At 68.5% G+C, this 17,839-nt stretch carries 15 protein-coding genes; 7 read left to right on the top strand and 8 right to left on the bottom strand.

Features of this window, described 5'->3' with window-relative positions; translation table 11 throughout:
- The first annotated feature begins 680 nt into the window (after window positions 1-680).
- The 3 genes from IPN47_22970 (at window position 681) to IPN47_22960 (ending at window position 4,336) form a co-directional block, all read left to right on the top strand.
- The gene (locus tag IPN47_22970; protein ID MBK9410859.1) at window positions 681-830 is read left to right on the top strand and encodes a hypothetical protein; all 150 of its coding nucleotides are present in this window, start codon (window positions 681-683) and stop codon (window positions 828-830) included.
- A gap of 373 nt (window positions 831-1,203) precedes the next feature.
- On the top strand, window positions 1,204-3,396 hold the full coding sequence (locus IPN47_22965) for a carboxypeptidase regulatory-like domain-containing protein (protein ID MBK9410858.1): 2,193 nt from the start codon (window positions 1,204-1,206) through the stop codon (window positions 3,394-3,396).
- Window positions 3,397-3,745: 349 nt separating this feature from the next.
- Entirely contained in the window at window positions 3,746-4,336 is a 591-nt protein-coding gene (locus IPN47_22960) for a thioredoxin family protein (protein ID MBK9410857.1), read from the top strand.
- A 5-nt stretch (window positions 4,337-4,341) separates the two neighbouring features.
- Here IPN47_22960 and argJ read toward each other — a convergent pair whose 3' ends face one another.
- The gene (gene argJ / locus IPN47_22955; GenBank protein ID MBK9410856.1) at window positions 4,342-5,553 is read right to left on the bottom strand and encodes a bifunctional glutamate N-acetyltransferase/amino-acid acetyltransferase ArgJ; all 1,212 of its coding nucleotides are present in this window, start codon (window positions 5,551-5,553) and stop codon (window positions 4,342-4,344) included.
- Window positions 5,554-5,671: 118 nt separating this feature from the next.
- Here argJ and IPN47_22950 point away from each other — a divergent pair, with 118 nt between their 5' ends.
- Window positions 5,672-6,460, top strand: coding sequence for a dimethylargininase (locus IPN47_22950; protein ID MBK9410855.1), 789 nt, complete (start codon window positions 5,672-5,674; stop codon window positions 6,458-6,460).
- A 17-nt stretch (window positions 6,461-6,477) separates the two neighbouring features.
- Here the strand turns inward: IPN47_22950 and IPN47_22945 are convergent, their stop codons facing one another.
- From IPN47_22945 to nosZ, 6 genes are all read right to left on the bottom strand, one after another.
- Complete coding sequence (locus IPN47_22945) at window positions 6,478-6,930, bottom strand: c-type cytochrome (protein ID MBK9410854.1); 453 nt, start codon at window positions 6,928-6,930, stop codon at window positions 6,478-6,480.
- Window positions 6,931-7,074: 144 nt separating this feature from the next.
- Window positions 7,075-7,866: an ABC transporter permease gene (locus tag IPN47_22940; protein ID MBK9410853.1), complete on the bottom strand. Its 792-nt coding sequence runs from the start codon at window positions 7,864-7,866 to the stop codon at window positions 7,075-7,077.
- On the bottom strand, window positions 7,863-8,597 hold the full coding sequence (locus IPN47_22935) for an ABC transporter ATP-binding protein (protein ID MBK9410852.1): 735 nt from the start codon (window positions 8,595-8,597) through the stop codon (window positions 7,863-7,865). The genes IPN47_22940 and IPN47_22935 overlap by 4 nt, the downstream gene beginning before the upstream one ends.
- Complete coding sequence (gene nosD, locus IPN47_22930) at window positions 8,590-9,645, bottom strand: nitrous oxide reductase family maturation protein NosD (GenBank protein MBK9410851.1); 1,056 nt, start codon at window positions 9,643-9,645, stop codon at window positions 8,590-8,592. Before nosD ends, IPN47_22935 begins: the two co-directional genes overlap by 8 nt.
- A 334-nt stretch (window positions 9,646-9,979) precedes the next feature.
- Window positions 9,980-10,438 carry a nitrous oxide reductase accessory protein NosL gene (locus tag IPN47_22925; protein ID MBK9410850.1) on the bottom strand — a complete coding sequence of 153 codons (459 nt, stop codon included), beginning with the start codon at window positions 10,436-10,438 and terminating at the stop codon, window positions 9,980-9,982.
- Window positions 10,439-11,198: 760 nt separating this feature from the next.
- The gene (gene nosZ / locus IPN47_22920) at window positions 11,199-13,211 is read right to left on the bottom strand and encodes a Sec-dependent nitrous-oxide reductase (protein MBK9410849.1); all 2,013 of its coding nucleotides are present in this window, start codon (window positions 13,209-13,211) and stop codon (window positions 11,199-11,201) included.
- 237 nt (window positions 13,212-13,448) lie between these two features.
- Between nosZ and IPN47_22915 the strand changes: the two genes are divergently transcribed.
- Window positions 13,449-13,919 carry an Rrf2 family transcriptional regulator gene (locus IPN47_22915; protein MBK9410848.1) on the top strand — a complete coding sequence of 157 codons (471 nt, stop codon included), beginning with the start codon at window positions 13,449-13,451 and terminating at the stop codon, window positions 13,917-13,919.
- 67 nt (window positions 13,920-13,986) lie between these two features.
- Here the strand turns inward: IPN47_22915 and IPN47_22910 are convergent, their stop codons facing one another.
- Window positions 13,987-15,111: a hypothetical protein gene (locus IPN47_22910; GenBank protein MBK9410847.1), complete on the bottom strand. Its 1,125-nt coding sequence runs from the start codon at window positions 15,109-15,111 to the stop codon at window positions 13,987-13,989.
- Between the two features lie 176 nt (window positions 15,112-15,287).
- Between IPN47_22910 and IPN47_22905 the strand changes: the two genes are divergently transcribed.
- The gene (locus tag IPN47_22905; GenBank protein MBK9410846.1) at window positions 15,288-16,277 is read left to right on the top strand and encodes a glycosyltransferase family 4 protein; all 990 of its coding nucleotides are present in this window, start codon (window positions 15,288-15,290) and stop codon (window positions 16,275-16,277) included.
- 375 nt (window positions 16,278-16,652) lie between these two features.
- Window positions 16,653-17,729, top strand: a complete 1,077-nt coding sequence (locus IPN47_22900) for an alpha/beta fold hydrolase (protein ID MBK9410845.1) — start codon at window positions 16,653-16,655, stop codon at window positions 17,727-17,729.
- The last annotated feature ends 110 nt before the right edge of the window (window positions 17,730-17,839 follow it).

Here is a 17,839-nt window from a genome sequence, read left to right as displayed (position 1 = left end):
GCTCGGAGTGGCTTGTGACCCGGTCCGGTCGGTGGAGCGATCCGTGGCCCGATGTCGACATTGCCGAACATGCCGAGCGATCCGGCGCCGCGCGCATCATCGCCGGAGTATTGAGCACGGCGCCGCCGACTGGTCTCGGAATCAATGTGACCGTCTCGACATTATGCGAGGAGTCCCAAGATCACGAAGAACGGGTCTCGCAATCACGCACATAGCTCGCCCGAGACCCGCGAGCGTAGATCGCCCGCCTGGACCGTCCAGTCATTTCCGCAGACGGATCGCTTCCCACTCGAGAATTCAGGCGACAAACGGCGCGTGGCATCTCAGATTCAATGTGTAGAGCGTTTCAGAATCAACAATCGGTGCGTCGCAACTTCATGCAAGCGTTAGGGTCAGGGCCCCGCCACCGCGGGGCCCTGACTCGTTCCCCCATCACTCATTCCCCCACGCACCGTCCGCCTGCAGCGCACACGTAGTGCCTTTCCCCTGCGCCAACACGCGCCGTTTGCGCCGCGGCCGTGCGGTGTTCGCCCGTCGCGATGCTCATTGGTCGGACCTATCGTACCGCGTCACCCAAACGGGGTACGACCGTGAGCACGACACATCCCTCAGACCACGCGACGCCCCCCACGGCGCCCGAACGCCGCTCGCTGTTGTTCCCCCTGGCCTGCATCGCAGCCGTGATGGGGGGGATTGTGGGCCTGCTCGCCCCTCGCATCGTCCCCGGCGCCCCCTACGGCGTCACCTTGGCCATCGGCGTGATCGGCCCCTTCCTGGGGGCGGGGGTCGCCCGGACCATCGGCGTGACGCTGCGCTGGCTGGTCGCGTAGAACGACGTTGGGGCGACGCCCTCGTGGGCGTTGCCGCACAGGGCCGAGCGTGTGAGGCGCGCGGAGGCCAGCGACCGGGCGCAGGGTGACGCCCCACCCGCCCGCCCCCTCCTCCGCGGCCGCTGCGTATCGCGGACTGGTGCCTCGGTCGGCAGATTCCGAGAGTCTGGCACCCGTCTCGTTTGGCGCGCGCCTCGTTCCGCCCCTCGCAATCCGTCGCCGTTTGGACCCCTCAGCCACGACGCGCTCGCTCAGCCGCAGGCTCGATCTACCCGCCACGCTCGAATCGCCCGCGACGCCGGCACTCTGCCAGTGCGAGGGCGTAGCGTCGCCCCGGCCTCGGACGACGGCGCCGTCCGTCTCGCGCGGGTGCGTGCGCGGCATCCTCGCGTCGCACCTCTCATCGCGCCTCGCGTCCCGCCTCGCCTCGCTCGCCCTACTGTCGCTGCTCGCCCCTCCGCTCTCCGCCCAACTCGTCCGCGGCGCCGTCACCGAACGTGGCTCCGGGGCGCCCCTCGCCGGCGTCGTCCTCACGCTCGTCGATGACGAAGGACGCACCGTCGTCGCCGGACTCAGCGACGCCGGCGGCGCATACGAACTGCGAGCCCCCAGGGCCGGGCGCTTCGCCCTCCTGGTCAAGCGCATCGGTGTCCGGCCGACCCGCACCGCGCCGTTCGCCCTTGCGGCTGACGAGGCGCGCCGCGAGCCGATCGAGGTCGACGCCGTCGTCCCCGCCCTGGGCGCGGTGCGGGTGACGGAGCGCGCGAGCTGTCGGCAGCCGAAAGACGGCGACCCGCGGCTCGTCGCCCTCTGGGAAGACGTACGCGCCGCCCTCACCGCGTCGGTGCTCACCGCGCAGCGCGCCGAGAGCGGACGCGTGACCCGCTTCAGTCGCGATGTCGACGCCGGATCGGGGCGCGTCGTGCGCGACGAACGGCGCACCTCGATCGAGACCATCGGCCACCTCTTTCGCAGTCTCCCCGCGGCACAGCTGGCCAGCGACGGCTACATCGTGCGGCGCGCCGACGGCAGCACCGACTACTACGCCCCCGACGCCGACGTCCTCCTCTCCGAGGAGTTCCTGGCCGCGCACTGCTTCCGGCTCGTGTCGGGTGTAGGCGCGCGCGCCGCGTTCAACGGCCTGGCCTTTTCCCCAACGCGCGAGAGCGAGCGCCCCGATGTCGCCGGCGTCCTCTGGCTCGACGGCGCCTCGTCCGAGCTGCGCGAACTCGAGTTCACCTACACGGCGCTCCCCCCCGGCGTGCCGGGCGACGCCGCTCGCGATGGGCTCGGCGGGCGCGTGCGTTTCGCGCGGCTCGCCGATGGGCGCTGGATCGTCGACGACTGGCGCATCCGGATGCCGCGCGCGGCGGCCACCGGGAACAGCGCCGGAGAGACACGCCTCACGCTGTACCACGATGCGGGCGGGAGCGTCGAGAGCGGCGTCACCGCCGCCATGGCGGCGTCGACTCCCACGGGGGCGTCGATTGCGGGGACGGTCTTCGACAGCGTCGCCGGCGCACCGGCGGCCGGGGTGACGGTCACCCTCGAGGGGACCGCGCTCGCGGCAACCACCGGTGCGGACGGGCGCTTCTCGCTCGTCGGCGTGCCGGCGGGGGCCTACGCCATCGGGCTCTCCACCCCGGCCTTCGACTCGTTAGGGCTGGTGGTGCCGTCGCCCTTCCTCGACGTGCCGGCCAGCGGCACCATGCGCGTTAGGCTCGCGCTGCCGTCGCTGCGCACGCGCGCCGCCCGCCTCTGCCGCACCCCGGTCGACCTCGCGCGGGAGGGGATCGTCGTCGTCACCGTGCGTGATGCCGCCAGCGGAGAACCGCTGCGCGCCGCCCCCATGCGCGCCACCTGGCGCGCCGTCGAGTCGCGGGGGAGCACACTCACGGAGGTGCAGCGCGACCTCGAGGCAGTGCTCGACGACGCGGGGCGCGCCACGCTGTGCGCGCTCCCCGGCGCGACGCTGGTGCAGGTCGAATCCGCCGCCGAGACCGGCGCCCGGTGGCGCGACACGTTGCGCCTGACGGCCGGTTCGATCGGCGCTCGCCGCCTCCTGGTGCGACCACCGGTGGTCGCGCGCCGTGACACCGTCGCACCGCCGAGCGCCAAGGGAGAGCGCGCTCGCGGGCTCGCGCTCTTCCGCGAACATCGCGCCGCCGGACGCGGGCGCTTCCTCGACGAGTCGGCGCTGCGCGCGCGCGACGACAGTCGCACCTCCGACGTGCTGCGCTCCATCACCGGAGTGAGGCTCCTCCCGCTTCCCACGGGGGGAAACGCGGTCGCGTCTCCCTCACCACCGAGCTTGCCGCAGGTCGCGATGATCCAGGGCTGGGAGCAATCGGGAGAGCGATTCTCGCGCTCGTGCTACATGCAGGTCATCGTCGATGGCATGCGCATGTGGACCTGGGGGATGCAATCGCCCTTCGATGTGGACGCCCTCCCCGTGCAGTCGCTCGCCGGCATCGAGCTGTATCGCACGGCGGCCGAGACGCCACCTGAGTACGCCGGCAACTCGTCGGTCTGCGGCACCGTGGCGTTCTGGACGCGTCGGTCGTGAAGTCGGCGCCATCACGCTGCACAACGAAACTGTCACGCTGTGTGCACAGCTGCGCATCGTGGATCCCACTCGTAGTTCCCCGAGTTGCGCCTCAACGGTTCACACGTCTTATTACTGATACTCGCAGCTATACCTGTTCGCCTTCGTGCTAGGGTCGCTGGCTGCGAGCCGCCCCCGGGAGCAATCCCGGGGGTTTTCTTTTTCCACCCACTCCGCTCCCGAACCTCGGCGCTGCACGCGCCCCACCACCTTCGCCCGACCGGCGAGCCCGTGCGTGCCGGAACACGGTTAGGCGTCGCGCGGTTATCCTGCTACGAGTCCTTTCAGCCCCCGTACAGGAGACCTGCTCTTGGCGCGCACCGAATCGACCATGCTCGCGCTCGGCACCACCGCTCCCGACTTCGCCCTCCCCGACGTCGCGCACGGACGCACCTTCACGCGCGATGGCGTTGGGCAGGGACGCGCGATGCTGGTGATGTTCATCAGCCGTCACTGTCCCTATGTGCAGCACGTGGCCGCCGAGCTCGCCCGCCTCGATGCCGACTACCGCGACCGCGTGGCCCTGGTGGCCATCGCCTCGAATGACGTCGTGAACTATCCCGACGATGCACCGGCGAGCATGGCGGCGATGGCGCGCGAGTTCGGCTATGCCTTTCCGATTCTGTTCGACGAGTCGCAGGAGGTGGCCAAGGCCTACGCGGCGGCCTGTACCCCGGACTTCTTCGTCTTCGATACCGATGGACGGCTGGTCTATCGCGGCCAGCTCGACGACTCGCGACCGAAGAACGAGCGCCCGGTGACGGGGCGCGACCTACGCGCCGCCCTGGATGCCGTCCTCGCGCACGAGCCGCCCGCCGCCGACCAGTTCCCCAGCCTCGGCTGCAACATCAAGTGGCGCAAGGGCAACGAGCCGACGTACTTCCCGACGCCGGCCCGTTAGGCACGCTACGACGAGTAGTACGCCGCGTTCTCGTCCACGTACCCCTTGGTGAGGTCGCAGCCGTAGGCCGTCGCCGTCGCCGTGCCGAGTCCGAGGTCGACCACCAGCTCCACCACCTCGGCCTTGAGCGTCTCGCGTACGGTGGCGTCCGCGAAGTCGAGGCGCATCCCGCCGCGCACCACCGGCGTCGCGTTGATCCAGGCGTCGGTGCGGCTGGCGGCGATGGGAACCTCGAAGCACTTCCCCACGGCCATCAGCAGGCGCCCCACGTTGGGATCGGCCCCGTGTACCATCGTCTTCACCAGGGGCGAGTTCACCAGCGACTTGGCCACACGGCGCGCCTCGCCCTCGTCGCTCGCCCCGCGCACCGTCGCTCGAATGAGGTGCTCCGCGCCTTCGCCGTCGCGCGCCAGGATCTCGGTCATGCGCAGGCAGCCGGCGGTGAGCGCCGCCTGGAACGCGGCTTCGTCCACCGCGCCGGCGAGACCGTTGGCCAGGATGGCGCAGGTGTCCGACGTGCTCGTGTCGGTGTCGACCGAGAGCATGTTGAACGAGACGTGCACCGCCTCGCGCAGCATGCGGTCGAGCGTGGCGGCGTCGAGGGCGGCGTCGGTGAAGATGTAGGCCAGCATCGTCGCCATGTTGGGCTCGATCATCCCCGACCCCTTGGCCACGAAGGTGATCGTCGCCTCACCCACGCTCACCGACAGCGCCTTGGGATGCGTGTCGGTGGTCATGATCCCCTCGGCGCCTAACAACGGATCGTCGGAGAGGTCGCCCATGATCCCCTTCACCCCCACCTCGATCTTCTCGATGGGGAGGGGGACGCCGATGACGCCTGTGGAGCTCACCAGCACTCGGTCGGCCGAGGTCCCGACTTCGGCGGCGGCAGCGGCGGCCATGCGGCGCGCGCGGCGCACCCCTTCGTCTCCCGTCGCCACGTTGCTGCACTTGCTGTTGGCGATGATCGCCCTGAGCCGCCCGCCCCTGATGGTCTCTCGCCCGAGGATGATCGGCGCGCCCGGAAAGTGGTTGCGCGTGAAGACGGCGGCCGCGTTGGCCTCGACGTCGCTCACGAAGAGCGTGAGGTCGCGCGCCGTAGGCTTGAGCCCGACGTTACGCGACGCGTTATGAAAGCCGCGCGGGAAGCGCGCCGGCTGGTGGAAGTGCACGGGCTGGGACACGGGGCGATCGGGGGTCGGTGAGCCGGGAAACATCCTCACCGTGAATCGCGCGCGCTAGCCCGCGGTCGGGCGCCCGCGTCGACAACTCCCCGACGCGGATGCGTCGGCCAATCGTCGGCGATAGCTTCGGTGATCCCCTCGCCCCCCTCACATGATCGTCGCCATCACCCGCGAAGTCTCGCGCTCCATCACCGAGTGCGAACTGACCCACGTCGCCCGCACGCCCATCGACCTCGCCGTCGCTCGCGACCAGCACGACGCGTATGAGGAGGCGCTGGAGTCGTTGGGCGTGCGCGTGATCCGCCTCCCCGAACTCCCCGACCTCCCCGACGCGGTCTTCGTCGAGGACGTGGCGTTGGTGCTCGACGAGGTCGCGGTCCTCACGCGCCCCGGCGCCGCCTCACGCCGCCCCGAGGTCGACGCGATGGCCGAGGCGCTGGCGCCGTTCCGGCGCTGCGTGCGCATCCCCGAGCCGGCCACCCTCGACGGCGGCGACGTGCTGCGCATCGGGCGCACGCTGTTCGTCGGGCTCACGCAGCGCACCACCGCCGAGGGGATCGCTGCGCTGCGCGCGCTCGTCGCGCCGTTCGGCTACGACGTACGTGAGGTCGCGGTCGCCGGAGCGTTGCACCTGAAGACCGCGGTGACCCAGGTGAGCCCGGACTGGATCCTCGTCAACCCCGACTGGGTCGACGCCGCGCAATTCGATGGCTTCGACGCGCTCACCGTCGATCCCGCCGAGCCGTTCGCCGCCAACGCGGTGATGGTGAGCGGTGGAGTGATTCACTCCACCGCCTTCCCGCGCACGCAGAACATGCTGCGTGCCCACGGGGTCAGCGTGATCGGCGTCGATGCATCGGAACTCGCCAAGGCCGAGGGCGGGGTGACCTGCTGCAGCCTCCTGTTTGACGTCCTCGAGGCTACACTCCCGACCGCCTGACGAACGGACCCACCGTCCTACGGGTGCCCCAGCTTGTACACGTACGCGGTCACGGCGCGGCGGTGCTCGTCGGTCATGGGGATGCCGCCGTCGGCCGGCATCATGCTGGTGAACTTCTTCGGGGCCGACACGCCCGCCTGCACCGTCTTGTAGATCCCCTCCCAGCTCCCGTCGCTGTGCAGCCACTCGGCGTCGGTGAGGTCGGGGGCGACGGTCGCCTGCTTGGCGTCGGCGCCATGGCACGCCTGGCACGAGGTTGCCCCAATCAGCCCGTGGAACAGGCTGTCGCCCTGGGCCAGCATCTGCGGCGTAATGGCCGCCGGGTCGAACGAGGCCGCCCCAGCCGCCACCGCGGGGGCTTCGGACGCGGCGGTCGCCGCCGCATCGGCCGCGGCCTCGCCGCCACCGCCGCACGCGGCGCTCAGGGTGGCGACGACGAGGAGGGTGCTCAGGCTCTGCAGGGAACGCAAGGGCAGGGAACGCGGGGTGCTCAGGGGGCGCATGGCGGCTCCGGAGAGGGTAGGGGCGGGGTGATTCCGGTGGTCGTTTTGGTCGTTCTGAAAAGAAATAGATTTGCTGCAGGTATGACGTCGGGGGGGCCCGGAACCGCTGTCTCAGAAGTCCCTACGCTTGAAGGCCCGCAGCGCCAGGAGCCCCGGCGCGACGGTCCAGACGGCGAGTCCGGCGACCGCCGCCAGGATCCCCATCGGGCTCCCCAGCAGGCGCTGCATCACCGCCCCCGTGTAGCCCATCAGGGCCGAGACGTCGAAGCGCAGGACGAGGAGGACGCGCGCCAGGTCGACCGGATTGGCGAAGGTGAGCGCCAGCATCGGACCCTCGAGCGGGTAGTCCTGGTAGGCCATCGCGACCCACAGCACGAGCCCGTCGTACGCGACGGTCATGAGGAGCCAGACGCCTAACGCCAGCCCCAGCCCCTTGAGGCGATCGTCGACCAGCCCGGCGATGAGCACGGCGAGCGCGCCGAACACCGCGGTGAGCGCGCAGCCGGCCACCAGCATCATGCCGAGCAGTGCGAGCGTCTCGCCGTCGGCCGCGCGGTGGACCAGGACGGGGATCGAGACGCCGACGACAAAGGCCGCCGACAGCGGGATCACCAGCCCGGCAAAGAGGCCGTGGAAGAGCGTGGCCCGCGCCACGGGCTGGGAGAGCAGCAGCTCGTTGAACTCGCGTGCCCCGTGCCAGTAGATCGTCCCGAAGACGATCGTGACCAGCGGGATGAGCAACACGACGACGTTGAGGAGCGAGAGCAGGGCGCGCGGCCCGCTCCCGCCTAACCGCAACAGGACGTCGGTGACCGCGACGAAGAAGAGGGCGTAGCCGATGACCCAGCGGTTGCGCAGCACGTCCATGAGGACGTAGCGCATGATCTTGAGGACGGTGCTCACGCGCGCGCCTCGCCGAGGGGCGCGGACGTCCCCTGCCGCATGAGGTGGGCGATGGCCCGCTCGAGCGTCGACTCGCCGGTGAGCGACTTGAGCTCGTCCTGCGTCCCCGAGAAGTGTACGCGCCCGTCGAGCAGGAAGGCGATGCGGTCGGAGAGTTCCTCCAGCTCGCTCATGACGTGCGAGGTGAGGATGAAGGTGCGCCCCGCTTCGCGCTCCCGGCGGATCTTGTCCTTGAGCGTCCCGCTGGAGATGGGGTCGAGCCCGGCGGTCGGTTCGTCGAGGAGGAGGAGGGCGGGGCGGAAGAGGAACGCCAGCGCCGCATTCACGCGCTGGCGCATACCGCCCGAGAGGACGCGAATCGGCGTCTTGAGCACCGGACCTAACGCGAACTCGTCGACGAGCTGCTCGTCGCGTCCGGCGGCCGCGCCGCGCAGGTCGGCCAGCATGCGAAAGACGTCGTAGGCGGTGAGGTTCTCGGGGAAGCGTGCGGCTTGCGGCATGTAGCCGATGTGGGCGCGGTACGCCGAGCCGCCGTCGAGCCGCTTGCCGTCGATGGAGACCTCGCCGCCGTCGGCGCGCACGAGCCCGAGGAGGATCTTGTTGAACGTCGTCTTCCCCGAGGCGTTGGGGCCGATGATCGCCGTCACCTGCCCGCGCTCGACGTCGAGGTCGAGCCCCTGCAACACCTGCAGGCGCCCGTAGGCCTTGGTCACGCCGCGGGCCCTAACCACGCGCACCATCCTGCGCCGGACGCTTCATCAGCGGGCGCTCGTCGAGCAGTGTCTCTGGAGTGAGCGTCGGGATCACGCGTTCGGCCAGGTCGAGCAGGTCGACCAGGAGCGACCGCAGGAGGAGGAGCGTCGGTGGCGATTGCTCTACCACCAGGGCAAAGAGGCGCACCGGGGCGTGTGGCACGTCGCCGATCCCGTTGCGGTCCAGGTCGTAGCCGCGGTAACGATCCCAGTAGTTCTCCTGGAAGCGCGACACGTTGGACGTGCTGTTGGTCCCCACGTCGAAGGCGTTCCCCTCGAAGGTGTTGCGCTCGAACAGGTTCCCGGTGGCGTTGGCCATCGTCTTGAGCGCCCAGCCGTTCGCCCGGAAGGCGTTGCGGAGCACGACGTTGCGGTTGGCCCCCTCCAGGTAGAGTCCGACCGAGTTGGAGAGGAAGGTGTTCCCCTCGATGCGCGAGTCGTTGATGTCCTTGAGGAGGAGGCCGTAGGCGGCGCTCCCCCAGTTGTGCTCGAAGCGGTTGCCGATCATCTCCACCCGGTTGGAGTACATCACGGCGATCCCGTTGGCGTTGTCGCGGTACAGGTTGTCCTCGTAGCGGCAATCGTCGGAGAACATGAAGTGCATGCCGTACCGCGCACTGCGCTGCGACCGGTTGCCGACCACACGCCCGCGCTTCACGAACTCGAAGTAGATCCCGTCGCGATGCCCGCGCACGTCGTTGCGCAGCACCTGCACGCGCTCGCTGGACCAGATATGCACGCCATTGCCCGACACCGTCTGGGCGCGTTCGTGCCCGCGGATCACGTTGTCGCTCACGAGGCAGTCGTGCACCTTGGCGAGGTAGATCGCGAAGAGTGTCTCCTCGAGGCGGTTGTGCTGCACGCGGCATCCCCCCACGTCGTGCACGAGGATCCCCGCGCGTTCCTCCGACTGGCTCGGCCCCGTGTTGCGGATTGTCAGTCCGCGAACGGTGACATCGTCAGCGGTGATCTCGAGGATGGTGTGCGTGCCGCTGCCGTCGATGATGGCCCCCGCTTCACCCTCCAACGTGATCCCGGGCGATCGATGATGATGCGCGGCTCGCGATACGTCCCGCGCCTGACGAGGATGCGCGTCCCCGGTGCCGCCGACCGGAGGGCGTCGCCGATGCGCGGTACGCGGCCCGTCGGGGAGACCTCGATCGTGCAGGCTGGATGTCGAACGCGACGGCCCGCCCTCGTCCCCACGTCACGCGGGCGAGGGCGGCGACGGCGAGCAGCATGGCGCCGGCGATCGCCGCCACTCGTCGCACCACCGCGCGGTGGCGCGGGGGTGATGAGGGGCGAGAGCACGGAGTGAGGAGGGGGCTCACGGTACTCACGGTGACGGGAATGCGCGACGATCAGTGATGGTGCGACATCGCGGCCGGCTGCGCCGCTGCCCCCTGCGGGGGCGTCGGCGCCGACGCCAGCACCTGCTGCCACGACTTGACCTCGCCGCCGTGCCTGGCCACGAGGTCGGCCGGCGACGCGTCCGGGGCGAACGACGTGATCTGTCGCCCCATCGGACTGTGCAGCGTGCCGCCGGTCACGTAGCGCGCCTCCGCGGCCGGGACCATTCCGCCCCCGTCGAAGTCGGCGACCCACACGCCCTCGAACCGCGCGCTGTCGCCGGCTGCGGCGATGTAGCTCGCCAGGCATTCGACGGCGTCGAAGGTGACGATGCGCCCGGTGGTGGTCCGGACCTCTCCGCCGTAGCGGGTATCCGAGATCGCCATCTTGCAGAAGTCGCAGGAATCTTCCCCCACGACCAGCGGGCGCGGCCCGTCGCCGCGTTGGCAGGCGCCGACGGCCAGCAGCATGGACGAGACCTGCACAGGCGCACCAGGGCCCGGCGAGCGTTGGCGCGGTGCATGGTCAGGCCACCAGTGCTGGGGTCTTCAACCCGGCTGACCTGAGGGCCCGCTTCAGGCGGGACGAGGCGGCGGCGCTCGAGCACGAGCACCAGAAGCCCCAGTCCGAGGGAGATCATTGCGGCATAGCCGCCCACACCCGGAATCGACGTCGCCGTGAAGTTCAGCAACTGCTTCGACCCGATCAGCGGTGGCTGGTACGTCATCCCCGGCACTTTGATGATCGCATTCTCCATGTCGAGGTCGTGCCCGTACTCGTACTCCCACTTGTAGAAGTCGACGAGCCCCGCTAGCGCGACGACGAGGAAGGTCCCGACCCATACTTGTGCCACGCGCCGGCGCCCCAGTGCGGCGGCGGCCAGCCCTCCGGCCATGAGGGCCCCAACGATGAACGGCATCAGCTTGAGTTCGGGGATCGCATCGGGGACGATGCGCTTCATCCCGATGTAGTGATTCAGGTTGTTGATGTTGTCGAGATCGTTCTCCTTGGCCCCTTTGACGGTGTTGATCCAGATCTGCATCCCGATCCCTTCCGGGTACTGCGGGGCATCGAGGAAGACGCGCCAGATCGGCGTCACGAACATCGCCACGAGCAGGAGCGCGGAGAGGGCGAGCAGGAGGCGGGAGCGATTGGACAGCATGGCGGTCATGCCTCTAAGAGTGAAAGGGAGCGAGCCAGGCGAGCACTCGCCCCCTCGAACGCGTCAACCTATTTGCCGGCGCCCGTTGTGGCGGCGAAGGCATCCCGCGACTTCTTGCTCGTCGTCGCCGAGAGTGCCACCGCGCTCCCCGACGGGGCCACGCGGATGTAACCCTGCATCTCCTGGTGCAGCGCGCTGCAGAAGTCGGTGCAGTAGAAGGGGTACACGCCGGCATACTTCGCCACCCACGTCAGCGTGCGCGTCTGGCCAGGCATGACCAGCAGTTCGGCGTCGTTGGCCGAGCCGATCGCGGCGAAGCCGTGCGGCACGTCCCAGTCCTGCTCGAGGTTGGTCACGTGGAAGAGGACCGTGTCGCCCTGCTGGATCCCCTCGATGTTGTCCGGGGCGAAGTGCGAGCGAATGGCCGTCATCTTGACGTGCACCGTCTTGCCCTTGCGGCTCACGCCCACTTCCTGCTCATTGCGGGCGACGTACGGATGCTTGTTGTCGGCGAGCTTGAAGAACTTGAGCTGCTCACCCTTGATCTTGCTGGCCAGGATCGCCTGCGAATAGTGCGGTTCGCCAATGGTCGGGAAGTCGAGCAGGAGCTTCATCTTCGGCCCGCTGATGTCGTACAGCTGCGCCGACTGCGTGAGCTCCGGTCCCGTCGGGAGGTAGCGGTCCTTCGTGATCTTGTTCATCGCGATCACGTACTTGCCGTACGGCGTCTTGGTGTCGCCGCCGGGGACGGTGAGGTGACCGATCGAGTAATACGTCGGGACGCGGTCGGCGACCTTGCAGTCCTTGAGCGACCACTTCACGATTTCCGACGAGATGAAGACCGAGGTGTAGGCGTTGCCCTGGGCGTCGAACTCGTTATGCAGGGGGCCGAGCCCCGGGTTCTGCACTTCACAGTACATGGTGGCGTCGTAGTTCACCACCGGGATGCCGTAGGCCTCCTTCTCGAACTTCTTGTCGGCAATCGCCTGCTGGAACTTGCTGTACGAGTGCACCGGGATGACCGTGGCGAGCTTGCCGCCGCCGACGATGTACTCACCCGTCGGGTCGACGTCGACGCCGTGCGGCGACTTGGGCGTCGGGAGGAAGTACACCGCCCCGGCGCAGTCCTTCGGATCGAGGACCTTGACCGTCGTCTTCATCTCGGTCGTCGCGGCGTGCGTCTCGTGGCTGTACACGTTGTGCGCGTACTTGGTCGGCCACGTCTTCGCCTTGCCGGCGGCCACGCACTGCTCGGCGGCCTTCCAGTTCACGGCGGCGATGTAGTCCTTGTCGTTCTTGGAGGCGTTCACCTCGAGCTTGGTGTTGGCCTGCTCGGTGTTGTACGAGGTGAAGAAGACCCACCCGTGCGACGGTCCCTTGCCGGGACGCCCGAGATCGTAGTCGAAGCCAGGCATCAGGATCTGGAAGGCGACGTCCATCTTCCCCATCTCGTCGGCCTTCACGAAGGAAATCGTCCCCTTGAACTCGTCCTTGAACTTGTCGAAAGCGACATCCTTCTGCGGAATCGGCACCGAGAAGCGCGTGGCGCCGATCACGTATTCGGTGTTCTCCGTCGTGAACGGGGCGCCATGGTTGCCGCCGGTGTTGGGCAGCTCCAGCGTCTCCGTCGTCTCGAACGACTTGAGGTCGATGCGGGCGAAGCGCGGGGTGTTGTTGGCATTGATGAAGAGCCAGCGCCCGTCGTGCTCGCCGGCCGTCATCGAGAGCGACGGATGGTGCGTGTCGTCCCAGGGCACGTTGCCCCACGACGTGTTGAGCATCGCCTTCGTCTCGACGTTGTAGCCGTACCCGTTTTCCGGGTTTTGGGAGAAGACCGGGATGACACGCAGCAGGCGCCCCGACGGCAGGCCGTAGACGCCGACCTGGCCGGAGAATCCGCCAGACGTGAAGAAGTAGAATTCGTCGTAGCTGCCAGGTGCAACGTAGGTGCGCGCTGCCGCGTCGCCTAAGTTGCCGATGCCGCTCGGCTTGGCCTTGGGGGCGCAGGCGTAGAGCAACGTCACGCTCAGCAGCACTGCGCCAGCCGACGCCAGGACTCCTGACTTCCGCGTGAAGGACATAGGGGGGGCCTCTCAATAGCAGTGAAGAACCGTTGATGGACTGGACCGAAACGCGGCGTCCGGATCGCACCAATAGCTTCGCACCAGATACTGCATTGGGCGGTAGTGGAATCCTCTATCTTTCGTAGAGGTTTTGCAGCGGTTCGTTGGGAACTCTCCCGACCGCATTGCTGTCGATCGAATCTACCTTTTGCTCCGGAGCCAGTCTGCCTTTTCGCCAGTCTCTCTGGAGTCGTTATGCGCCTCACCCGATTCACCGACAACGCGCTTCGAGCGCTGGTCTATTTGGCGCTCGACCCTGACGATATTCCGACCGTGGGCGAAGTCGCCCGGAAGATGGGAATGTCCGAAGACCATCTATTGAAAGTCGTCCAGCGGCTGTCGCAGCTCGGCTACGTCAAGACCATTCGCGGACGCAACGGTGGGATGCGGCTCGCCAAGCCGGCGGTCGAGATCGTGGTTGGGGAAGTGGTTCGCCGGACCGAGGACAACATGTCGCTCGTGCCGTGCTTCGATCCCACGGAGATCTCCTGTCCGATCTCGGCGGCATGCGGGCTGGCGCCGGCGCTGGATGAGGCGCTGCAGGCCTTCCTCACCACGCTCGATCGCTACACCGTGGCCGATCTGCTCGGCCGGCGCAACGAGCTGCGGCATCTCGCGCAGTTCCCCGCCGAAGGGGTCATGGCGGGAGAAGGGGCGCCGCAGTAACGGCGCTCCAGCGTCACCCCGGGCCGCCGCTTCAGGCGCGCGGCGCGTCCCCGTTCCAGCGGCACCGCTACTGGTACTGGATGTAGAGCGGCTTGGGGTAGAGGGCGAGCACGTCGGCCGGGCGCATCAGGCGCCACCCGGCTTTCCGCACGTCGTTGTGGTAGAAGATCTTGAAGCCGGTGAACTGCACCGGCTCGCTCGCCACGTACTGATCGTACGACGCCTTCTTGAGGCTCGGCGACCCCCATCCATCCATGTGGATGACGACCTGCACGCGCGGGTCGAGGCGGATCTGCTTCGCGTTCGTGAGCATCGGACGCGTGAAGCGATGCACGACCAGCACCTTCGGCGGGAGCTTGTACCGGTCGACGATCTCCGCGAGATAGTCGATCGCCCAGTTCACGTCACGTGCGTCGTAGGTCCCCACGCGCTTCCCCGGGTTGTGCCCCGATTTCATCGAGAACTCGGGATCGATCCCCAGGTGCACGTCGGGGCGTGACAGGTATTTCTCCAGCGGCGGCAGCTCGGCCTGCAGCGTGCTCTTCGCCACCTGCACGTCGAGGAAGAGGATCCCGCGACGACGTCGCGCCCAGTCGTACACGCGTTCCACGAGCGAGTCGGACATGCGCGTCCGCCACTTGCCGTCCTTCCCCGCGCTCCCCTGGGCCACGGTGGCGATCAGGTGCAACGCCGGCACCACGGGAGTGAGCGTGTCGGTCCGCGACCACTCCTTCACTTCACGATCGAGGCGGCGCAGCATGTCGTCCGCGTCGTACTCGCCCAGGACCCCCATGCGCCTGGAGAGCGGGTTGCCGTAGTACGCGACGATGCGCTTGCCGGGGAGGATCGATCCGGGGAGCGGCTCGGGCCCTTTGACCGGCCACCCGGGGGCGAGTCGCGGCACCGACGGCTTGCGCGCCGCGGAGCCCCCGGCCGACTTCGTGACCCGCGACTTCTTCGACGCCGCCTTCTTTCGCCCCGTCGCCTTCTTTCGCCCCGTCGCCTGCTTCCGTGCGGTCGCTTTCGCGGCGGGCTTCACCGTCTGCCTTGCCGCGGGCTTCGTCTGGTCGACCCGGCCAACGAGAAGCGGCGCGGCCGATTCGGTTCGCGACGGAGGGGCGGACACGCGCCTGGCCACGGTGCTGGTGGCGGAGACCGCGAGCGAGAGGGCGAGCAGGAGTGGGGCGAACATCGGTGCCGGAAATGCAGGATTCGGGCGGGCGAGCGAGGCAGCCTAACGGGGACCTGCGCCTTCGGCAAGCGAGGGGCGCATCACCGAAAAATCGGACATTAAGTCCACCTCATCTGACTGAAAACGATACGCTCGAGATCGGTGAGACGCGACGGCGAGTTGCGCGTCATAGGAGCGTGAAACTCCTCGTACTCAACTGCCACGAGGCCTGGATCCACCAACTCGGTGTTCTCCGGGCTGAGCTCGATATCGTCGTCGGTCTTCCCGGTCGATACACGCGCGGATGGGACCAGCGCATGCGCCCACTCCCCGAGGGAGCGCGCACCGTCACGCTCGACGACGTCCGCTTCGGCGGCGTGCAGTACGACTGCGTGATCAACCACAACATCACCGACCTGCTCGACACGAAGTTCCTCGACGCCCCCAAGCTCCTCGTGCTGCACGACATGCTCGAGGGACGGATGGCGCAGCAGGACGCGGACTTCGATGCGCGCGAGATGCGGGCGGTGCTCAACACGTACCTCGCCTCGGTGGGCGGGCACGCCATCGCCATCTCCCGTTCGAAGGCCAAGTCGTGGGGGGTGACGCACGTGGTGGTGCACAACAGCGCCGATCCCGAGGCGTACCTCCCCTACGTCGGCGACCTGGCGTGCGGCCTGCGCGTCGCCAACCACGTGTCGTCCAAGCGCGTATTCCTCGCCTGGGACTTCCACGAGGAGGCACTGGCCGGGCTCCCGCTGCGCATCGTTGGGCACAACCCCGACCTGGCGGGGGTCGACGCCGCCGACGACTGGGATCACCTCAAGCGCATGCTCGCCTCGCACCGCTTCCTGGTGCACACGGCCGACCCGCGCTTCGAGGACGGCTACAACATGGCGGTCCTCGAGGCGATGGCGGCGGGCATGCCGATCCTCACCCACCGCCACCCCACCACGATCGTCGAGCACGGCGTCACCGGCTTCGTGGCCGAGTCGCCGCGCGAGATGCGGACGTACGCCGAGCGACTGCTCGCCGACGAGGCGCTGGCGCATGAGCTGGGGGCCAACGGGCGGCGCCACATCGAGCGCCACTTCTCGCCGGACCGCTTTCGCGTGGAGCTCGGCAAGGCGATCCAGGAGGCGCGCAAGAAATGGTCGCGACGCCGGGGGCGGACGATCGCGCGCTAGGCTGGCTTCTGTGAGCAGGCCCTGAAAAGCTCGACACGGGGGTTCACGGAGGGAACACGGGGGTTCACGGGGGAGGTCCTGGGGGCGAAGAGGTGTCCCCATTCCAAGCCGTGGCGCGCCCAAGTGTTGCGTCCGCACACGAATCCTGCACCGGCGCGTGCCTTCCTCCGTGAACCCCCGTGTGACCTCCGTGAACCTCCGTGTCATGCTGTTGAAGTAGTCCGGTCCACAGACGGCCGCACGTCGAGCCTCTGACGTCGCCCTCGCGCCGAAAAGAACCGCGCGCCTTCCCCCGGAAGTGCTCCTCGCGTCCCCCGCCAGCCACGCGATAGCTTCCCGCGCCTCTTCACCGCGAGAACTCCCGTGTCGGCACGTTTGCGCGCGCTCCTTGCCTCTCTTTGCACGCTGGCCCTCGCTGCCCCGCACGCGGCCGCCCAGCCCAAGCCCGGCGACTTCTCCCTCCCCGAGTATCGCTTCGAGTCGGGCGAGCGCCTCACGGACGTCCGCCTGCACTACGTCACGTTAGGCACCCCGCGGCGCGACGCCACCGGCGCGGTGGGGAACGCGGTCCTCATCCTCCACGGGACCGGTGGCACCGGGAGCCAGTTCCTGGGACAGGGCTTCGCCGGCGAGTTGTACGGGGCAGGGCAGCCCCTCGATACCGCGCGGTTCTACGTCATCCTCCCCGACAACATCGGGCACGGCAAGTCGAGCAAGCCGAGTGACGGACTGCACATGCGCTTTCCGCACTACGGCTACACCGACATGGTCAAGCTCCAGCGCATCCTCCTCTCCAAGGGGCTCGGCGTGGAGCGGCCGTACATCGTGATGGGGACCTCGATGGGGTGCATGCACGCCTGGGTCTGGGGGACGCTCTTCCCCGATGCGGCGCGCGCCCTCGTCCCGCTGGCCTGTGCCCCCACGCAGATTGCCGGTCGGAACCGCATGATGCGGCGCATGATGATGGATGCCATCACCCAGGACCCCGACTTCAAGGGCGGGGAATACAGCGCGCCGCCGCGCGGCCTGCGCGCCGCCCTGGGGCTGCTCTACATGATGGGGTCGGCCCCGCTGGTACAGCATCGGCAGGCCCCCACGCGGGCCGCCGCCGACTCCGTGATCACCGCCTACCTGGACGCGCGCATGAAGGCGACCGATCCCAACGACATGCTCTATCAGTTCGACGCGTCGCGCGACTACGACCCCTCCTCCCTGCTGGAGCGGGTCACCGTCCCCGTGCTGCACATCAACTCGGCCGACGACCTCGTGAATCCCCCCGAACTGGGGCTCATGGAGCAGCTGATCCCCCGGGTGAAGTCGGCGAAATACATCCTCCTTCCCATCACCGACCGCACCCGCGGGCACGGGACGCACACCATCCCGGCCATCTGGGGCGATTCACTCCGCCGCTTCATGGCGACCCTCCCGCCGCCCCCCGGGGGCGGGCGGTAGCGGGCGGGACTGGCACTGATTTCGCCACGGAAATCGACTGGTCCCGGGGATTGACCTCGGGCGATTCCAGTCGTCCCTCTGGTAATGCGCCAAGCTCTGCCTTATCGCCC

The organism is Gemmatimonadota bacterium (assembly GCA_016719105.1).
In the GTDB taxonomy this organism is placed as follows: domain Bacteria; phylum Gemmatimonadota; class Gemmatimonadetes; order Gemmatimonadales; family Gemmatimonadaceae; genus SCN-70-22.
Note: the sequence above shows the minus strand (reverse complement) of the source record. Positions and strands in the feature narration are given on the sequence as shown.

Excerpts from the sequence above, each read along its gene's own strand:
- argJ (MBK9410856.1), bottom strand. The coding sequence starts at position 5,553 with ATGTTTCCCGGCTCACCGACCCCCGATCGCCCCGTGTCCCAGCCCGTG.
- IPN47_22950 (MBK9410855.1), top strand. The coding sequence starts at position 5,672 with ATGATCGTCGCCATCACCCGCGAAGTCTCGCGCTCCATCACCGAGTGC.
- IPN47_22925 (MBK9410850.1), bottom strand. The coding sequence starts at position 10,438 with ATGCTGCTGGCCGTCGGCGCCTGCCAACGCGGCGACGGGCCGCGCCCG.
- nosZ (MBK9410849.1), bottom strand. The coding sequence starts at position 13,211 with ATGTCCTTCACGCGGAAGTCAGGAGTCCTGGCGTCGGCTGGCGCAGTG.
- IPN47_22915 (MBK9410848.1), top strand. The coding sequence starts at position 13,449 with ATGCGCCTCACCCGATTCACCGACAACGCGCTTCGAGCGCTGGTCTAT.
- IPN47_22910 (MBK9410847.1), bottom strand. The coding sequence starts at position 15,111 with ATGTTCGCCCCACTCCTGCTCGCCCTCTCGCTCGCGGTCTCCGCCACC.